The sequence below is a fragment of the Acidobacteriota bacterium genome (assembly GCA_026393675.1).
GTDB lineage: Bacteria > Acidobacteriota > Vicinamibacteria > Vicinamibacterales > JAKQTR01 > JBAXOX01.
Map to the genome: position 1 here is coordinate 129,625 of JAPKZQ010000004.1, position 17,451 is coordinate 147,075.

Here is a 17,451-nt window from a genome sequence, read left to right on the forward strand (position 1 = left end):
CCCTGAGTCAGGCGCGAAAGGGACCGGGTGACATGTTCCCCATATCCTGGAGAGTGTCACCCGACCCCTTTCTCACGTTCGCTCCCGTTTAGAACTTGCCGAAGGTCCCGGTATCGTCGAACGGGATGGCTTTCTCGGCCTTGGTGGGCGTCGGGCCGGTCTTCGCCCTGGGCGTCATCGACATCTTGACCACCTTGCCGCCCGCCGCCGGCGCTGCCTTCCGGGCTACCGTCCGCGCCGGAATGCTCGCCGACCGGCTGCCGCCCACCATCATCTCGAGGTTGCCGACCACCTGCATGGACGTCTCGGCCTGCGCGTTGAGTTCCTCGCTGGCTGCGGCGCTCTCTTCCGCCGTCGCCGCGGTCGTCTGCGTCACCTGCTCCATCTGCGAGATGCTCTGGGTCACTTGCTCAATCCCCTGCGTCTGCTCGCGGCTCGCCACGCTGATTTCATCCACCAGCGAACGGACCTTTGTCGCCTTCTCCGTGATGACGCCAATCACCGACCCCATCTGGGTCACCCGGTCGCTGCCCTGCTGCGACCGCGCAATCGCGTCCTCAATCAGGCTGGCCGTGTCCTTGGCCGCCTGCGCCGACCGCTGCGCCAGATTCCGCACCTCGTCGGCCACCACGGCGAAGCCCATGCCGGCTTCGCCTGCTCGCGCGGCTTCCACGGCGGCGTTGAGCGCCAGGATGTTGGTCTGGAACGCAATCTCGTCAATTGTCTTGATGATCTTCGAGATCTTGCCGCTCGAATCGCGGATGCCGGCCATCGCCTCGACCATCGCGGCCAGCGCCACGTTGGACTCCTGCACGGCCTTCTCGGTCTCGACCACCAGCCCCGCCGCCTGTTGCGAATTCTGTGCGTTCTTGCGCGTCATCGACGCCATTTCTTCCATCGACGCGGACGTCTCTTCGAGCGAGGCCGCCTGCTCGGTCGATCCCTGCGAGAGCGACTGCGCCGACGAAGCCACCTGCGATGAGGCCGCCACCACCTGCTCGGCCGACGTCCGCATCTCGACGGCCGTGTCGCGCAACTGTCGCGTGATGCCACGAACCAGCCAGACGACGAGACCGGCAATCGCCAGCGACACCAGGACCATCAGACCAATGACCGTCAGGCCCTTCTGTGCGGCCGCCTGACCTTCCGCCTTAGCCTCCACGAGGCGCTTCTCCTGAGAATCCAGGATCGCATCGATGAGGGCAGCGTTCTCATCGGTGAGCGCCCGGTTCTTCGCGCGCGACAACATCTGTGCGTCGTGGTACTTTCCGGCGTCGATCAACGCACGGACATCTACGTTGTTTATCTCCCACTGCTGAATCAGCCCCTGACTCTTGGCGAGCGCGTCCTTCTCGACCTGTATCCTGACGATCGGCGTGATGGCCTCGACCGTTTTGTTGAAGTCGGCGAGCACCACCTTGTTGCGTTCCACCCACGTGTCGTAGTTCTTCTTGTCGTTGTCGTACCCGGAGAGAATCAGGATCTTCTCGGCGGCGTACAACTCGAAGCCGAGGCGCTTGAGTTTGGCGGCCAGCCGGAGTTGGTGCGCTTGATCAACGGCGTCATCGAACCGGGACGACGCTCCGCGCTCACTCCACCAGGATTGTGCGCCGCCGATGAAGACGATTGCGACCAACACGCCAATGGCCGAAAAGAGCTTCTTGCCGACGGTCCAGTTGCTGCCCACGATGCTCTCCTGCTTGGATAAGTCGGCGCCTGTCGTTCCGGGAAGACGTGGAGGGCTTTTTCCCCTTGTCGCCGACACCGATTGTCTGACCAAGGCACGGCTCATCCGTGTCCTACACCGGAAAATCGACAATCTGGCTCCAAACTTGAACCACCGGGATTGGAGCCGCCCAACGAGAAGGCGCCCAACGAGGCTCGACAGATGACGCTCCGGATGGCAGACTGAAGGCACGAAATCACGGGACCGGCGATCACGATGCGCTATCAGACGATCTTTCTCGATGCGGGCGGTGTGCTGGTGTGCCCGAACTGGGACCGGGCAGCCGAGACACTCGGGCGGCATGGCGTGCGGGTCGAGGCGGCCACGCTCGCGGCGGCTGAACCGGCCGTCAAGCGCCAGCTCGATGTGGCGCACACCGTCCGCGCCACTAACGACGAGCAGCGTGGATTCCTGTATTTCGACCTGATCCTCAAGCGTGCCGGCATCAGCCCGACCGCCCGGAGCGACGCCGCGCTCGCCGAGTTGAAAGTGTTCCACGACCGTGAGAACACCTGGGACGCCATGCCGGGCGACGTCATCCCGGCGCTTCGGCGCCTGAAGGGCGCGGGGTTTCGCGTCGTGGTGGTGTCGAACACGAGCGCGACGCTCCGCCGGGCCTTCTCGCGACTGGGCATTGAGCCGTTCATCGACCTGGTGATTGCGTCGGACGAAGAGCGTGTGGAGAAACCCGACCCACGCCTGTTCCACATCGCGCTCGAACGCGCCGGCGCGGACCCGGCGACCACAATCCACTGCGGCGATCTCTACGAGATTGACATCGTCGGCGCACGGGCAGCTGGTCTGCCCGCCGTGCTGCTCGATTCGGCCGGCGTCTACAATGGCGTCGATTGCCCGCGCGTCGCGTCGATGACGGAACTGATGGACGGCCTGCTCGCCGGACGATTCGATTCGGAGGGTGTCGGGGCGCAATAAAGTGCGCCCCTACGAATTCGGGTGTCTGGAGTCCCTGTCGGGCGCACGGTGAGTCTCCGTGCGGCATCTCTCTTTTTAGGGGTGCGACAGGTCGCGCGGTGCAGTGCGTCTCTTTGCGGAAGAACGCCGCCATCTTGATCTGTCGTAGGGGCGCGATTGATCGCGCCCGCGGAAACGATCTTTTATCGCGTGAGGTGCTCCAATGAAACGCATGCGTATTCTGATGGTGCTCATCGTGGTGGCCGCGGCAGTGGTGAGCAGCCAGGCCCAGCAGCCGGGTCCGGCCAACGTCCTGCTGAAACCCGCGCGTGTCTTCGACGGCGCGTCAGCCCAGTTGCACGAGGGGTGGGTCGTGCTTGTCACCGGAAACAGGATTGCGGCTGCCGGCGCGGCGGCCGATGTGAAGGTGCCTGCCGGCGCACAGGTCATCGATCTCGCCGGTATGACGCTGCTGCCCGGACTCATCGACGCACACTCGCACATCTACCTGCATCCGTATAACGAGGCGCTGTGGAACGACCAGGTGATGAAGGAGACGCTGGCGTACCGCACGATCGCGGCGGTGCTGCACTGCGAAGCCACGCTCATGTCGGGATTCACGGCGCTCCGCGATCTCGGCACGGAAGGCGCCGAATACGCAGATGTGTCGGTGCAGAAGGCGATCAACGAAGGACGCATTCCCGGGCCGCGATTGCAGGTGGCCACCAAGGCCATTGTCGCGTCGGCCAGCTATGGCCCAGGCCCGAGAGGTTTTGCCACGAACTTCGAACTGCCACGAGGGGCCGAGGAAGTGTCGGGCGTCGATCAGATGTTGTGGGCCGTGCGCGATCAGATCGGCCACGGCGCCGACTGGGTGAAACTGTACGCCGACTATCGCCGCGGGCCGAATGGGTCGACGGTGCCAACCCTGAATCCAGCCGAGATGCAGGCCGCTGTGCAGGAAGCGCGGCGGGCACGACGCCCCGTGGCTGTCCACGCCGCCAATCCCGATGGCATGCGCGACGCGGTGATGGCTGGCGTCGACACCATTGAACACGGCTACGGCGGCACAGACGAGATCTTCAAGCTGATGGCCGACAAAGGCGTCGTCTACTACCCGACACTGGCGGCCCAAGAAGCCTCGTCTATCTACAACCAGGGCTACAAGCCGGGCGTGTCGAAGCCCACGGCGTCGATGGAAGAAGGGCGCCGCGCGTTCCAGTCGGCCATGAAGCAGCACGTCATCATCGGCCTCGGCAGCGACGTGGGGGTGTTTGCGCACGGCACGAACTGGCGCGAACTCGAGTTGATGGTGGAATACGGCATGACGCCAGTCCAGGCGCTCATCGCGGCGACCTCCATCAACGCGAAGGCGATGAACTGGGCAGACCGGATCGGTCAGGTAAAGACGGGCCTGCTTGCCGATCTCGTGGCGTTCGCGGGCGACCCGACCAAAGACATCACGGTCTGCCGGACCGCGAAATTTGTGATGAAGGACGGGAAAATCTACCGGCAGCCGTAGGCGCGCCGCCGTGCGGGCGCCCCTACTTGACCACAACCTTCGCCCAGTCCCACCCTTCGAGCCCCTTCGCGTTGACCGCCTTCACCGAGATGATCGTGCCGGGTTCGATGCCGGCGAGGGTCGCCTCAGGCTTCAGGACGGTCATCCGGTTCTTGAGCGGCGATGCCGCCGGGCCGTACGCCACGATGTAGCTGCGCACGCTCTTCTCGGAACTCGGTGTCCACGTCAGCTTTGCCGTCTTGCCCTGGTAGCCCGCCACCTTCAGTCCGGTGAGCCGGGACGGGCTCGACGCCAGCAGCATGATGCTGGCCACGGTCGTCCGGCTGGTCTCGGTCACCAGATCGTGATTGACCGTCTCAAGCAAGTCGGTCGGCTGGTGGTAGTGCGGATTGCCCAGCACCGGGTACGACCCGATCCCGCCAACGATGTCGCCGTACGCCTCGTAAAACGCGGCGGCGTCGGTCGACTTGAAGTACAGGGAGTCATACGTGATCAACCTGGTGAAGAACGACGCCGCGTGCTGCACGTCCCGGATGCCGGGGTTCGAGTACCGAATCGTGTTGTCGAGACGGTGATCATTGGACCAGCCGATCATGTCGTTGTTGAGCGCCCCGACGATCTTCCAGCCCGCCGCCTTCGCCCGGCGCACAAACTCTCGGCTTCCGAGCAGCCCCGCTTCTTCGCCCGTAAACGACGCAAACACGACTGTCGCCGGCATGGGCTTGCCGGCCAGCACCCTCGCGGCCTCGACCAGTGCCGCCGTCGCCGAGCTGTCGTCGTCTCCGCCCGGGCTCACAACATTCGAATCATAGTGGCTGCTGACCACGTAGATGAGCTCGGGGTTCTCTGTGCCCTTGAGTGTAGCGACGATGTTGGCGGATTTGCCGTCGAGCGCGCCCCTGGGCTCGAACCACTGATATTCGGGCTCGTAGCCGAACGAACGGTACAGATTGAAGAGATACTCCCCGGCCAGCTTATTGCCCGGCTTCGAGATGTGTTTGGAATCGAACTCGAAGAGCCGCTTCTCGTAGGTGTCGATGCGCGTTATTGACACGTCGGCCAGCGTCCGCTTCACCGCAGTGGCGATGGGCGCGAACATCCGCTGCCCCTCGGCGCGGAGCGCCTTCTCCGCGGCGAGGTTCGCATCCAGTCGGGCGACGACGTCGGCTTTGGTGACCTTGCGATCGAGGGGCACCAGGTAGATACCGCGCTCGGGCGAGACGGTGTCGCCGTCGCGCTCGGCGCTGATCAGGATCTGCCGGCCATCGGGGCTGACTACCCACGCGTACTCAGGGGCGATCGTGCGAATCGTGTTGTTGTGGAACAGCCTCACGCGCCCGAGCGACGTCAGGTCGTAGAGCGACGAGCGCATGTGACGGGGTTCGCCGGTGGCGTACAGCACGACGTTGTTTGTGACGAAGCGCGGAAGCGTGTCGTGCTGGATTTCGCGCGTCACGCGCGTTTCGTTTGAGCCATCGCGGTTCAGGACGTAGATCTCCCAATCGTCCTTCGACATCACCTGCAGGGCCACACGGCTGCCATCGGGCGCCAGGGCCGGATTGGCCAGCCGGTCGCGCGTCTTCTTGATGGGCTTCGCTTCTCCACCAACGGGTCCGGCCATCAACGTCGTCTCGTCGCCGTGACGCACAAGGTACCCCCACGTCGAGCCATCGGCCGAAATGGTGCACCCTGTGCCGTCGATTGTTATCGTGGCCCCCGTCCTCCTATAGACCAGGGCGAAACTGGTGGCGCCTTGACCGCCGCGGCCACCACCTCCCCCACCGGCCGGACCACCGGCGCCGGCAGCCTGCGCAGCGCCCCCGCTCCCGGTCCCACCAGCACCCGCGGCACCACGGCCGCCCCCCGTACCCGCACGCCCGCTTCCTGGCGCGGCGCCGCCTGCCTGGGCGGCCGGACGGGCAAACGGGTTGGTCTGCACGGGGAGATACACGATCGACTCGCTCTTCGGCACAATCTGGAAGTTCTGTTTGTAGCCCGGTTCGGTGGTGACGGCTACCGGCTGCCCGCACGTCGCGGGCATGGCGTAGACATCGTTGCGCGACGCGTCGTCTTCGCGCGCGCCGAGGAAGTAGATCGTCTGACCATCGGCGCTGAAGGCGGGCGCCTGCTTCAACAGTCCATCGGGCGGGCACACGCGATCCTTGCCGGACTCCACCACGACGATGTCCACGAACTTTGCCTGGAGGAAATTCAACAGTTGCTGCCCGGCTCCTCGACCGCCTCCCTGTCCACCCGCCTGGCCGGCATCCGCGACGGCCTTCGACACTTCATCCGACGGACGCGGCCTGAGGTACACAAGCCGGTCGCTGGTGGACGCGAACGACAGGCTGTGGCCACCGACCTCGGCCACGGCCTTTGCCTCCGCCGACGCCTGGACGATTCTGGTCTTGCGCGCAGGACCCGTGCCGGTCTCGTACGTCACCAGTTTCCCGTCCGGGCTGAATCGTGGATTGAGCCCGTCGGTGGTGATCTCGATCGTCTTGTAAAGCTCGCCCGTCTGCAGCGCGATCGGTTCCAGGAGGGCCTCGCCTCCCGTGGCCGTCAGCAAGCTTCTGTAGGCGGTGAGCGCCGCAATGTAATCGCCCCGGTCCCACGCGTCGTTGGCGAGATCGAACGATGGCTTGGCGGGTTGCTGGGCGCTGGCCGCGACGACCAATCCGGCGAGCAGACCTGCGGCACAGAGGGCGCGTTTCGTCGACATGGTATGAGACCCTTTCAGTGGGCTGTCCTCCGGGCGATACGCGCCCAGGTGTCCTTGAGCGTCACGGTCCGATTGAACACGAGTTTCCCGGGTTGCGAGTCGGGGTCCACCGCGAAGTAGCCAAGCCGCTCGAACTGATACCGGTCGCCGGCCTTCGCCGCCGCAAGCGTCGGTTCGACCGGGCATGACAGGGTTTCGAGTGATGCCGGATTGAGCGACGTTCGCCAGTCGCCGCCATCGGCCTGATCGCCGGGCGTCTGGTTGGTGAACAGCCGGTCGTACAACCGGACCTCGGCGGTGAGCGCGTGCGAGGCCGACACCCAGTGGATGGTCGCTTTCGGTTTGCGGCCATCGGGCGCGTTGCCGTCGCGCGTCGCGGGATCGTACGTGCAGTGAAGCATGGTCACCTCACCAGCGGCGTTCTTCTCGACGCGGTCGCAGGTCAGAAAATACGTGCCCCGCAGGCGTACTTCACGGCCGGGCGAGAGCCGGAAGAACTTCTTCGGCGGTTCCTCCATGAAGTCGTCGCGCTCGATATAGAGTTCGCGCGAGAACGGCACCTGCCGCGTCCCGGCGTCAGGATTTTCCGGGTTGACGGGGATCCTGATCTGGTCAACATGACCTTCGGGAACGTTGTCGATGACGACCTTGAGCGGCCGCAGCACCGCCATCGCCCGCGGCGCGCGCCTGTTGAGGTCGTCGCGCACGGCGTCCTCGAGCAGCGCCACGTCCACGAGGTTCTCGCGTTTGGCGACGCCAATACGGGCGGCAAATTCCCGCATCGCCTCCGGCGTGTAGCCCCGCCGCCTGATCCCGCTCAACGTCGGCATGCGCGGGTCGTCCCACCCCCGCACCACGCCTTCCTGCACCAGCGAGAGCAGACGCCGTTTGCTCATCACGGTGTAGGTGAGATTGAGCCTCGCGAACTCGATCTGCCGGGGCCGGCTCGGCACGGTGCAGTGCTCGATGCACCAGTCGTAGAGCGGACGATGATCCTCGAACTCCAGCGTGCACAGCGAATGCGTGATGCCCTCGATGGCGTCCGACAACGCGTGCGCGAAGTCGTACATCGGGTAGATACACCAGGCGTCACCCGTGCGGTGGTGCGTGGCCCGGCGAATGCGGTAGAGCGCGGGATCGCGCAGATTGATATTGGGCGAGGCCATGTCGATTGTCGCGCGCAGCGTGTAGGCCCCGTCGGCGAACTCCCCGGCCCGCATCCGGCGAAACAGGTCGAGACTTTCCGCGATCGGGCGGTTCCGGTACGGAGACTCGCGCCCGGGCTCGGTCAGCGTGCCCCGATGCTCACGGACTTCGTCTGGCGTCAGATTGTCGACGTAGGCCAGACCCTTGTCGATGAGCTCGACGGCCCACTGATAGAGCTGTTCGAAATAATCGGACGCGTAGTACTCGCGATTCTCCCAGTCGAAGCCGAGCCAGCGCACGTCCTCCTTGATCGCGTCGACGTACTCGACATCTTCCTTGGCCGGATTCGTGTCGTCGAAGCGCAGGTTGCAGGCGCCGCCGAATTCCTGTGCCACGCCAAAATTCAGGCAGATCGACTTCGCGTGTCCGATGTGCAGGTAACCGTTTGGTTCGGGGGGGAAGCGGGTCCGGACACGGCTGCTGTTTCGCCCCGCCGCCAGGTCGCCGGCCACGATGGCGCGGATGAAATCGAGAGGGGGCGCGGCGTCGGTGCTCATCCGGCAATTGTACCCGGTAGACCGCACGGATTGCAGGTAGCTGGCATTCGGGCTGGACTCGGGCTACTCTGGAGGTGGGCCATTCAGGAAAGGACCATCCATGATCGTCACGCGCAGAGAAGCTCTGTCGACGCTCGGCGTGAGCGCCATCGCCCTGGCCGTTCCCGGCCGCGAGATCATCGCCGCTGAGGGTGGGCAGGCGGCAGCGCCGGTCGGACCGTATGTGCTCGCGCCGCTTCCGTATCCTGTCGGAGCGCTCGAGCCGCACATCGACGCGCTGACGATGCAGATCCACCACGATCGGCATCACCAGGCGTACGTGAATAACCTGAACGCCGCGATAGCCAGCGCGGGCGAGGCCGGCAAGACGCCGCTCGACGACCTGCTGAAGAACCTTGCGGCGGTACCAGAGGCCGTGCGCGTGGCCGTGCGCAACAACGGCGGCGGGCACGTGAACCATCGCCAGTTCTGGACGTTGCTGGCGCCCAACGCCGGCGGGCCGCCGTCGGGCGCCATTGCGGACGCCATCAAGGGAACGTTTGGCAGTTTCGACGCGTTCAAAGACCAGTTCGCCAAAGCCGCCATGGGCCGCTTCGGAAGCGGCTGGGCTTGGCTCAGCGACGACCGCGGCACACTCGTCGTCCACAGCACGCCGAACCAGGACACGCCCTCGATGGAGGGCAAGCGTGCCGTGTTCGGCCTCGACGTATGGGAGCACGCCTACTACCTGAAGTACCAGAACCGGAGGGCCGACTACGTGGGGGCGTTCTGGAACGTGATCAACTGGGCGGAGATCAACAAGCGCCTGGCGGGGTGACGGCTTGCCGCGCAATCTCGTGGGGTGACTTCTGGTCTGCCTTAGACGTGAAAGTGCGTGACTCGATCGCCGGCCTGGCGGATGATGTCGGCGGTGCCAAAGGCCAAGTCCCCGACAATCGAAGGGGTGGGGCGGAAGGGAACGAGTTTGCATCGTCAGGTCTGGGTGTGTGTTCTTGCAACCGTCATAATGCTGGGAGCCGGGCAGACGGCCTGGACCCAGCCGGCTGCGGCGCAACGACCAGCGGCGGAACCGCCGTCGACACAGGCGGCGGTCGCCGAGCCCACGGTGACATGGAGTGCCGGAGCGACCTTCACTTCGATATTTGTGTGGAGGGGCTTTGTCGTGGCCGATGCGCCGAGTGCTCAGCCCACGGCGTGGATGACGATCGGCAACATCACGGCGACGTCGTGGGTGAACCTGATCGCCAATGGGGCATCGCAAGGATGGTCCGAACATGATCTGACCATCGACTACACCCGCGAGGCTGGCGCCTGGGAGCTGTCGGCGGGCTACACCTGCTACTACTTCCCGACGGTGCAAACCGGGCGTGTCTCACACGAGTTCTATGTCGGCGCGGCGTTTTCTGGCCCGTTGAACCCGCTTGTCACGGTCTACCACGACATCAAGGTGGGCGACGGCACGTATGTCAGCACCGGGGTCAGCCAGGCGTTTCCGCTCGGCGCGTCGAAATGGTCGGCCACGCCGGCGGTGACGCTCGGTTACAACAATCACCAGTGGGTGGTGGGGTCGGGCTGGAGCGACCTGAACCTCGGGGTGACACTGGCGCTGCCCCCGGGCAGCCATGTGGAAGTCGCGGGGTCGTTCAACTACTCGAAATCGCTGCGCACCGAATGGTTCCCCAGCCGCGCGTACTTTGGTTTGACGGTGACGGTGCACTGACTGCTGCCGGATCGTCGCCCTGGGATCGCCACGCTCCAGCGTGGCCATTCCGCGGGCCGGGCTGCCAGCCCTGAGGGAACTCGAAGGGGAGCCCGGCGTTCCCAGGAAAACGCCTGTCTCGCCGGGAGAGGAAATCCCGAATCCCGAACCCCGAGATACAATCCCCGCGGAGATACCCACCGATGAGACACATCCGGACCGGTCTCGTGGCCTTCGTACTTTTCGCCCTCGCATTGGTGGCGGTTCCGCGGGGCCAGGAACCGCGCTTCAACGATGCGCTGCTCGAGCGGCTCACCTGGCGCAATCTCGGCCCGTTCCGCACGGGGGCGTGGATCTCGGACATCGCGTTCCCGGAGACGCCCGCCACGGCTCACCTCTATACCCTCTATGTGGGCGTGCGAAACGGCGGCGTCTGGAAGACCACGAACAACGGCACGACCTTTGAGTCCGTGTTCGACGCGCAATCGACGACGAGCATCGGAGCGATTGCCGTGGCTCCAAGCGACCAAAACCTCGTCTGGGTCGGCACCGGCGAGACGTACCAGACGCGGATGTCATATGCGGGAGACGGCGTCTACAAGTCGACCGACGGCGGCAACACATGGGCAAACATGGGGCTGCGCGATACGCATCACATCAGTCGCATCCTCGTCCATCCGACCAACCCCAACATCGTCTACGTCGCGGCCATGGGTCACCTGTATTCGACCAATGCCGAGCGCGGATTGTTCATGACGACCGACGGCGGTAGGACGTGGACAAAATCGCTCTTCGTCGACGACAGGACGGGCGTCATCGATCTCGTGATGAACCGCAAAGAGCCGAACGTGCTGTACGCGGCAACGTACGAACTCAAGCGGGTGCCGTGGGATCTGGATGTCGGCGGTCCGGGCAGTGGCATCTGGAAGTCCGTGAACGGCGGCAGGAAATGGATGCGACTCGCCGGAGGTCTGCCAACCGGCCGGCTGGGCCGTATCGGTCTCGACATCTATCAGCCGAATCCGAACATCCTCTACACCGTCGTCGAAAACGCGAATCTGCGTCCGGCCACGTCGCGCGAGGCCGAACGCGACAAGGAACGCCCGAAGCCATTCGAGCACGTCGTCGGCAACGAGGTCTACCGCACCGACGATGGCGGGAAGACGTGGAAGAAGACGCACGACGCCTCCATCTCGCCCGGCAACAAGGCGCCGTATTCGTTCAACATCATCCGGGTCGATCCGGGAAACGCCAACCACATCATCGTGCTGAGCGACGCGCTGCCGAACTCCGCAGACGGCGGCAAAACGTGGCTCGATACCACCTGGCCGCCGAAACGGATGTTCCCGAAGGCGTTTGGCGATGTGCGCGTGTTGTGGTTCGACCAGCAGAATCCCAACCGGATCTTCATGGGATCGGATGGCGGCGTCCACATCTCGTATGACAACGGCCGCACAGCCGATCACTACGTCAACCTGCCTGTCGGTGAACTGTGGGGCGTCGGCGTAGATCTCGACCAGCCGTACAACGTCTACGCCGGCATGCAGGATCACGATTCGTGGAAAGGCCCGAGCAATGGCTGGTCGGGGTCGGTGACGATCGCCGACTGGATCACCGTCCGCGAAGGCGATGGCATGTACAACAAGGTGGATCCGACCGACTCGCGGTGGCTCTACAACACGCGCGAATTCGGCGATCACAAGCGCGTGGACCAGACGCTGCGCACGATGACCGACATCATGCCCCGCCGACCGAAGGGGCAGCCGCCCCTGCGCTGGAATTGGAACACGCCGCTTGCGATCTCTCCGCACAATCCGCAGATCATCTACACGGGCGCCCAGGTGCTGCTGCGGTCGCTCAACCGTGGCGACGCATGGCAGGAGATCAGCCCGGATCTGACGACCAACGATTCAGAGAAGGTGTTTGGGCGCGGCAACATCCAGCACTGCACGATCACGACGATCTCGGAGTCGCCCGTCACGCCAGGCGTGATCTGGGTGGGCACCGATGACGGCCGGGTGCAGATGACGAAGACACACGGCGCGACCTGGATCGATGCCACACCGGCGATCGCGAAAGCGGGCGGGCCGGCCGACCGCTGGGTGACGCGTGTGCTCGCGTCGAGCCGGGATGCCGGGACGGCCTACGTCGCGAAAAGCGGCTACCGGCACGACGATGCCAAGCCGTATCTGTTCAAGACGACCGACTACGGCGCCACGTGGACGTCGATTGCGGCGAATCTCCCGGACAAGGGGATCAACGTGGTAGTCGAGGACGCGACCAACACGAGATCGCTGTTTGTGGGCACCGATATGGGGGTGTTCGCAACCATTGACGGTGGAGGGCGGTGGGTACGGCTGAAGGGCAACATGCCGAATGTACCCGTGCACGATCTGGTGATCCACCCGCGCGAACACGACCTCGTCGCCGGCACGTTCGGGCGGGCGATCTGGACCACGGACATCTCGGTTCTGGAGCAACTCGACGAGGCGCAACTCGGCGAGGACCTGCGCGTGTTCGACATCCGGCCGCGCGCCAGAGTTCAGACGAGCGGCTGGGGTGGCTACGACTTCTACGGTGACCGGTACACCCCGACCGACAACGAACCCAACGCGATCGCGGTCACCTACTACTTGCGGGACAAGACAGGCCGGACCATCGCGATCAAGGTCACCGATCTGGCAGGTCAACCCGTGCGAACGCTGACCGCCACGTCGCGGCAGGGCCTGAACACGGTGCTGTGGGACATGAAGAACCAGGCGGGCCGGGAGCAACCAGCGGGTGATTACCGCATCGTGGTGGAGGTGGATGGCCGGACAATCACGAAGACGGCGACGATCCGGTAGGACGAAACGGGATTCGGGATTCGGGCGAACCGTGTGACGGGTGAATTCCTGGGAGCGCCGGGCTCCAGCCCGGCCCGCGTCCCGGCCACGCTGGAGCGTGGCGATCCCAGGGATCCTGGGACCGAAAAGAGCTCGGACCTGATTGCAGAAAACCGATGAGAAATGGGGTCTGACCCCAATATCCGCTCGACCCCTGTCCTCTTCCGAGGTCGGCGCCTGCTGGCGTCAGAAGGAGATGTTGAAGAAACTGCAACAAATGCTCGGAGAGCGGCCCGCAAGAATGAGACTGACATGAGAAATTGGGTCTGACCCCATTTTCCTGCGCACTATGCTGCGTGCCGGACGCTGAGGCGGTCGAAGCATTCAAAGACCAGCGACGGCATCTTCAGCAGCGTCGAGACGTGCATGGCGGCTCCGCGCTCGATGGCCACTTTCGGCATCCCGAACACGACGCACGACTGTTCATCTTCTGCCATGGTTTCTGCCCCGGCCTGACGCAGCGCCAGCAGGCCATCGGCGCCGTCGGCGCCCATGCCGGTCAGGATCGCCGCCACCATCGGTACGCCCTTCAACTGTGCGGCCGATCGGAACAACACGTCAACAGCCGGCCGCTGATAGTGTTCGGCGGGTCCCTGGTTAAGCGCCGTCCGAAGTTGCAGCCCTGATCGGGTCACGGTCATGTGATAGTCGCCGGGCGCGATGTACGCCGTGCCCCGTTCGAGCAGCATGTCACCGGTAGCTTCGACGACCCGCATGGCACAGAGCTGGTTCAGCCGCTGTGCGAACGCCGCCGTGAAATGCGCGGGCATGTGCTGCACGATCAGGACCGGCGGGCCGTCGGCCGGCATGCGCGTCAGCACCGCTTCAATTGCCTGGGTCCCGCCGGTGGACGCGCCAATCAGCAGCAATCCGTTCCTGGGCCCCAGGCTCAACTGGATGACCGGTGTGATCGTTGGCGCCGCGACCGGCGTGTGTGCCACATGGCGGATGCGCGCGACCCCGCCGGCGGCGAGGCCGCGAATCGTGTGGACGATGCGGTCGGTGACCTGCCCGACCGAGTGCGGGCCGTCAGGCTTGGCAATCACCTCGACGGCGCCGGCACGCAGCGCCTCGATGCTGGCGGCCGATCCCGCCTGCCCCACGGAGCTGACGATGATAACAGGCAGCGGATAGGAGGCCATCAGCTTCTTCAGGAAGGTCAGCCCGTCCATCCGCGGCATTTCGAGATCGAGCGTCAGGAGATCGGGTTTGTAGAGCAGGATCTGCTCGCGCGCGATGTACGGATCGGCGGCCCCGCCGACGACCTCGATGTCGGGTTCCTTCCGCAGGCGGTCGCCAATCAGCTTCCGGACCACCGCCGAATCATCAACGATTAGTACGCGCGTTTTGTTCGGCATCGGCGTGTCCTCACGAAGGCCTGAATTCGAGTCGCATGCTGACGGGCTGGTCGTTGACGAGCATGAGCGCCTCCTGGCCGTCGGTGACGCGCTCGACGGGTGGACCGGCCGGCGTCACGACCGGCGACCGTAGATCGAAGCGGCGCCTGGCACAGGCATGCGTGAGCCAGGTGCCACACACCATGTTGGCGAACTCGCCTGTTGAATCGAATACGTGACTCTCGGGTACGACTTCGTCCGGCATGAGTCCGGTGAACGACATCAGCAGGTCGGCGGCGAGCGCATACGGCAGGGTCAACTCTATGACGCCCGCGAACGCGCCTTCGAACTCCACTCTCGATCGCAGCCAGTCGTTGGCGGAGCCGGCGGACTGGGCGCCGACCGCAACCAGCGCTTCGCTGAAGCGGTCAGTCTCGCAGGCCTCCGCGAAGGCGAAGAAGCTCTCCTGGGCCACGTTGACCAGCGCCTCCTGCAGGGCGGTCCGCTGCTCAGCAAACGTCGGTGTGCGTCGCTGACACATTGTAGAGGACATCGCGCATTACCTCCGGGCGGAACGGCTTCTCCACATAGAGACGCACGTCGAGGTCTTTGACCTCTATCCGCCGAGCTTCCGATCCATCGGTCGAGATGATTACCCGCACAAGATCCCGCCATCGCTCGTTGCCCGCGATCGCGCGGAGCAGTTCCGTCCCCGTCATGACGGGCATGTTGATGTCAGTAAACAGCGCGTCCACCTCCTGCGCCTCCAGGATCTTGATCGCCTCGGCGCCGTTGGCCGCCTCGAGGACCTTGCCGATCGGCACGTCGCAGAGGGCGGTGACGCGTTTGATCATGGCGCGCATCATCGCCGAGTCGTCCACGATCAGGACAGTGAGCGGGCGCAGGACCTGGCTCACGATGGCCATTTCGTGCGCTGGTTCAGGATTCATGACATCAACTCCTACAACTCCACGACGATGTGGTTGCTGGACGAGATCCGAACGGTGCCATCCAGGACGTTCAGCGCTACGTTTCTCGGTTCGGATCCTCCGAGCCGTTCCGCCTTGATGAGCACGCCGTTTTTCCAGAGAATGTTCTTCGCGGCGACCTGGTTCCGGCGGCCGATATCCAGCGTCCCGGCCTTCTGCAACGAACTGACGTCGGCTCCTCCGACCAGTTTGACGACACACCGGGACTTGACCGCCCCGATCCGGTAGAGGTCCTGGAACAGTTGTGGGATGCCCAGGTCGGCGAACGTCGACGGCTGCTGCTGCGCCCGCGCGGGATTGATGCGCGAATCGGGCAGCAGGAAGTGTAACAATCCGCCCACGTGGGCCACCTGGTCGTACACGCAGACCGCAATGCAACTGCCGAGTGCGTGTGTCACGATCACGCTTCCAGTGTCTGCCGACACGGCGTGCTCGCCAATGCCGATGACGATGCGTCTGGCGGGCGGCGAGTCCACGCTAGTTCCCATGGTCAGGCCGGATGGCCGAGTCGGCGCCGCCGCCGTCGCAACAGAAGGAGTCGCCATTACGCGAGCCTCCGCTGGTACACGGCCGGCGCGATCCACCGCAAGCCGTGCGAGACGCCGTTCAGGCTCTCGGAATGCGAAATGAACAGATAGCCGTTCGGCCGCAGGTGCCGCTCGAGCATGCTTACCACGCGCTGCTGCACGTGCAGATCGAAGTAGATCATCACGTTGCGGCAGAAGATCACGTCGAAGGCGCGTCCGAGATCGCCGATTTCGATCAGGTTCAGCTGGATAAACTCGATCTGGCGCCGAAGCAAAGGCACGACGCGGGCGAGTCCCTGCTGCGCCCCCATCCCACGCTCGAAATGGCGGCGCAGCACATCGAGAGGCAGATCTTTGACCCGCTCGATCTTGTAGGTGGCGCTGCGCGCCGCCGTCAGCGCCTTGGTCGACAGGTCGGATGCCAGCATCCGATACCCCTCGGCGCCGTTCGGCAGCGATTCGGCGAGCGTCATGGCCAGCGTGTAGGGTTCTTCGCCGGTCGAGCAGGCGGCGCTCCAGATGTCGACGCAGGGCCATCCCGGACGCGCAACGAGCTCCGGCACGACCCTGGATCGCAGCAGGTCGAAATGCTGCGGTTCACGGAAGAACGACGTGTGGTTGGTGGCGATCGCGTCCAGAAACGCCGTCATCTCCTCGCCGACCCCGTCGCGGTCCAGGACATCCAGGTACTGCCCGAACGAGGACATACGCAGGTGCCTGAGCCTCTTCTGCAGGCGGGCCGTGATGAGCTCGCGCTTGCCATCGTGCAGATTGATGCCTGCCCGCTGGTAGACGAGCTTCACCACGCGCGCGAGATCGCGGTCGCTCAGGACGAGCGGCTCCTCGATCAGCGCGATCGCCGCGCCGGTCCTGGTGCCCATGATGCCTACGCCTCGCCTAACCGCGTCCTGGCATCCCATCCAAGGGCCCGATCGAGGTCGAGCAGGATCTTGACGCAGCCCTTCACCTTGGCCATGCCGCTCAGGTAGTCGGTCACGACACGATCGCCAAAGGCCGGCGTCTGTTCAATCTCGTCGGAAACGATGTTCAGCACGTCCGACACGAAATCCACGATGATCCCGGTCAGCACCTTGCCGGCGTCCACGGCGATTTCCACCACGACGATGGCCGTCTGGTCGGTGTGCTCCTGGGCCTTCAGCCCGAACTTGAGGCGCAGATCCACCACCGTGATGACCTTGCCCCGCAGGTTGATCACGCCCTTGACGTGGGGCGGCACCTGCGGTACCGCGGTGATGGGCATGATCTTCATGATTTCGCGCACCTTGAGCACGGGCACGCCGTACTCCTCGGAGGCGAGCGAGAAGGTCAGGTACTTGCCTGGCTTCGCGCGCTTCGCGTCTGCTGCTGCGTCTGTCTCGACTAACGTGGCTGCGGTACTCATAACGGTCCCCTTTCAAGTATCGCGCCG

General features: G+C 64.5%; 14 protein-coding genes. 5 read left to right on the forward strand and 9 right to left on the reverse strand.

Annotation, left to right across the window (positions count from 1 at the left end):
- Positions 1-88: 88 nt before the first annotated feature.
- Positions 89-1,687, reverse strand: a complete 1,599-nt coding sequence (locus NT151_01950) for a methyl-accepting chemotaxis protein (protein MCX6537689.1) — start codon at positions 1,685-1,687, stop codon at positions 89-91.
- Between the two features lie 255 nt (positions 1,688-1,942).
- Here NT151_01950 and NT151_01955 point away from each other — a divergent pair, with 255 nt between their 5' ends.
- Both NT151_01955 and NT151_01960 read left to right on the forward strand, forming a co-directional pair.
- Positions 1,943-2,659 carry an HAD-IA family hydrolase gene (locus NT151_01955; protein MCX6537690.1) on the forward strand — a complete coding sequence of 239 codons (717 nt, stop codon included), beginning with the start codon at positions 1,943-1,945 and terminating at the stop codon, positions 2,657-2,659.
- A gap of 202 nt (positions 2,660-2,861) precedes the next feature.
- A complete protein-coding gene (locus tag NT151_01960) occupies positions 2,862-4,160 on the forward strand; it encodes an amidohydrolase family protein (GenBank protein MCX6537691.1) in 1,299 nt (432 codons plus the stop codon).
- Positions 4,161-4,182: 22 nt separating this feature from the next.
- Here the strand turns inward: NT151_01960 and NT151_01965 are convergent, their stop codons facing one another.
- Both NT151_01965 and NT151_01970 read right to left on the reverse strand, forming a co-directional pair.
- The gene (locus NT151_01965; protein ID MCX6537692.1) at positions 4,183-6,882 is read right to left on the reverse strand and encodes a M28 family peptidase; all 2,700 of its coding nucleotides are present in this window, start codon (positions 6,880-6,882) and stop codon (positions 4,183-4,185) included.
- 14 nt (positions 6,883-6,896) lie between these two features.
- Positions 6,897-8,585 (reverse strand): glutamine--tRNA ligase/YqeY domain fusion protein, encoded by a 1,689-nt coding sequence (locus NT151_01970; GenBank protein MCX6537693.1) that lies wholly within the window; start codon positions 8,583-8,585, stop codon positions 6,897-6,899.
- A 100-nt stretch (positions 8,586-8,685) separates the two neighbouring features.
- Here NT151_01970 and NT151_01975 point away from each other — a divergent pair, with 100 nt between their 5' ends.
- From NT151_01975 to NT151_01985, 3 genes are all read left to right on the forward strand, one after another.
- A complete protein-coding gene (locus NT151_01975; GenBank protein ID MCX6537694.1) occupies positions 8,686-9,402 on the forward strand; it encodes a superoxide dismutase in 717 nt (238 codons plus the stop codon).
- A 345-nt stretch (positions 9,403-9,747) separates the two neighbouring features.
- Complete coding sequence (locus NT151_01980) at positions 9,748-10,305, forward strand: hypothetical protein (GenBank protein MCX6537695.1); 558 nt, start codon at positions 9,748-9,750, stop codon at positions 10,303-10,305.
- Between the two features lie 182 nt (positions 10,306-10,487).
- Complete coding sequence (locus tag NT151_01985) at positions 10,488-13,130, forward strand: hypothetical protein (protein MCX6537696.1); 2,643 nt, start codon at positions 10,488-10,490, stop codon at positions 13,128-13,130.
- Between the two features lie 326 nt (positions 13,131-13,456).
- Here the strand turns inward: NT151_01985 and NT151_01990 are convergent, their stop codons facing one another.
- From NT151_01990 to NT151_02015, 6 genes are read right to left on the reverse strand one after another with little or no spacing between them, the layout of a single operon-like run.
- A complete protein-coding gene (locus tag NT151_01990; GenBank protein ID MCX6537697.1) occupies positions 13,457-14,527 on the reverse strand; it encodes a chemotaxis response regulator protein-glutamate methylesterase in 1,071 nt (356 codons plus the stop codon).
- A 10-nt stretch (positions 14,528-14,537) separates the two neighbouring features.
- The gene (locus NT151_01995; protein MCX6537698.1) at positions 14,538-15,047 is read right to left on the reverse strand and encodes a hypothetical protein; all 510 of its coding nucleotides are present in this window, start codon (positions 15,045-15,047) and stop codon (positions 14,538-14,540) included.
- Positions 15,016-15,456: a response regulator gene (locus NT151_02000; GenBank protein MCX6537699.1), complete on the reverse strand. Its 441-nt coding sequence runs from the start codon at positions 15,454-15,456 to the stop codon at positions 15,016-15,018. Before NT151_02000 ends, NT151_01995 begins: the two co-directional genes overlap by 32 nt.
- 11 nt (positions 15,457-15,467) lie before the next feature.
- Positions 15,468-16,040, reverse strand: a complete 573-nt coding sequence (locus NT151_02005; GenBank protein ID MCX6537700.1) for a chemotaxis protein CheD — start codon at positions 16,038-16,040, stop codon at positions 15,468-15,470.
- Positions 16,040-16,903: a protein-glutamate O-methyltransferase CheR gene (locus NT151_02010; protein MCX6537701.1), complete on the reverse strand. Its 864-nt coding sequence runs from the start codon at positions 16,901-16,903 to the stop codon at positions 16,040-16,042. Before NT151_02010 ends, NT151_02005 begins: the two co-directional genes overlap by 1 nt.
- A gap of 5 nt (positions 16,904-16,908) precedes the next feature.
- Positions 16,909-17,424 (reverse strand): chemotaxis protein CheW, encoded by a 516-nt coding sequence (locus NT151_02015; protein ID MCX6537702.1) that lies wholly within the window; start codon positions 17,422-17,424, stop codon positions 16,909-16,911.
- Positions 17,425-17,451 lie beyond the last annotated feature (27 nt).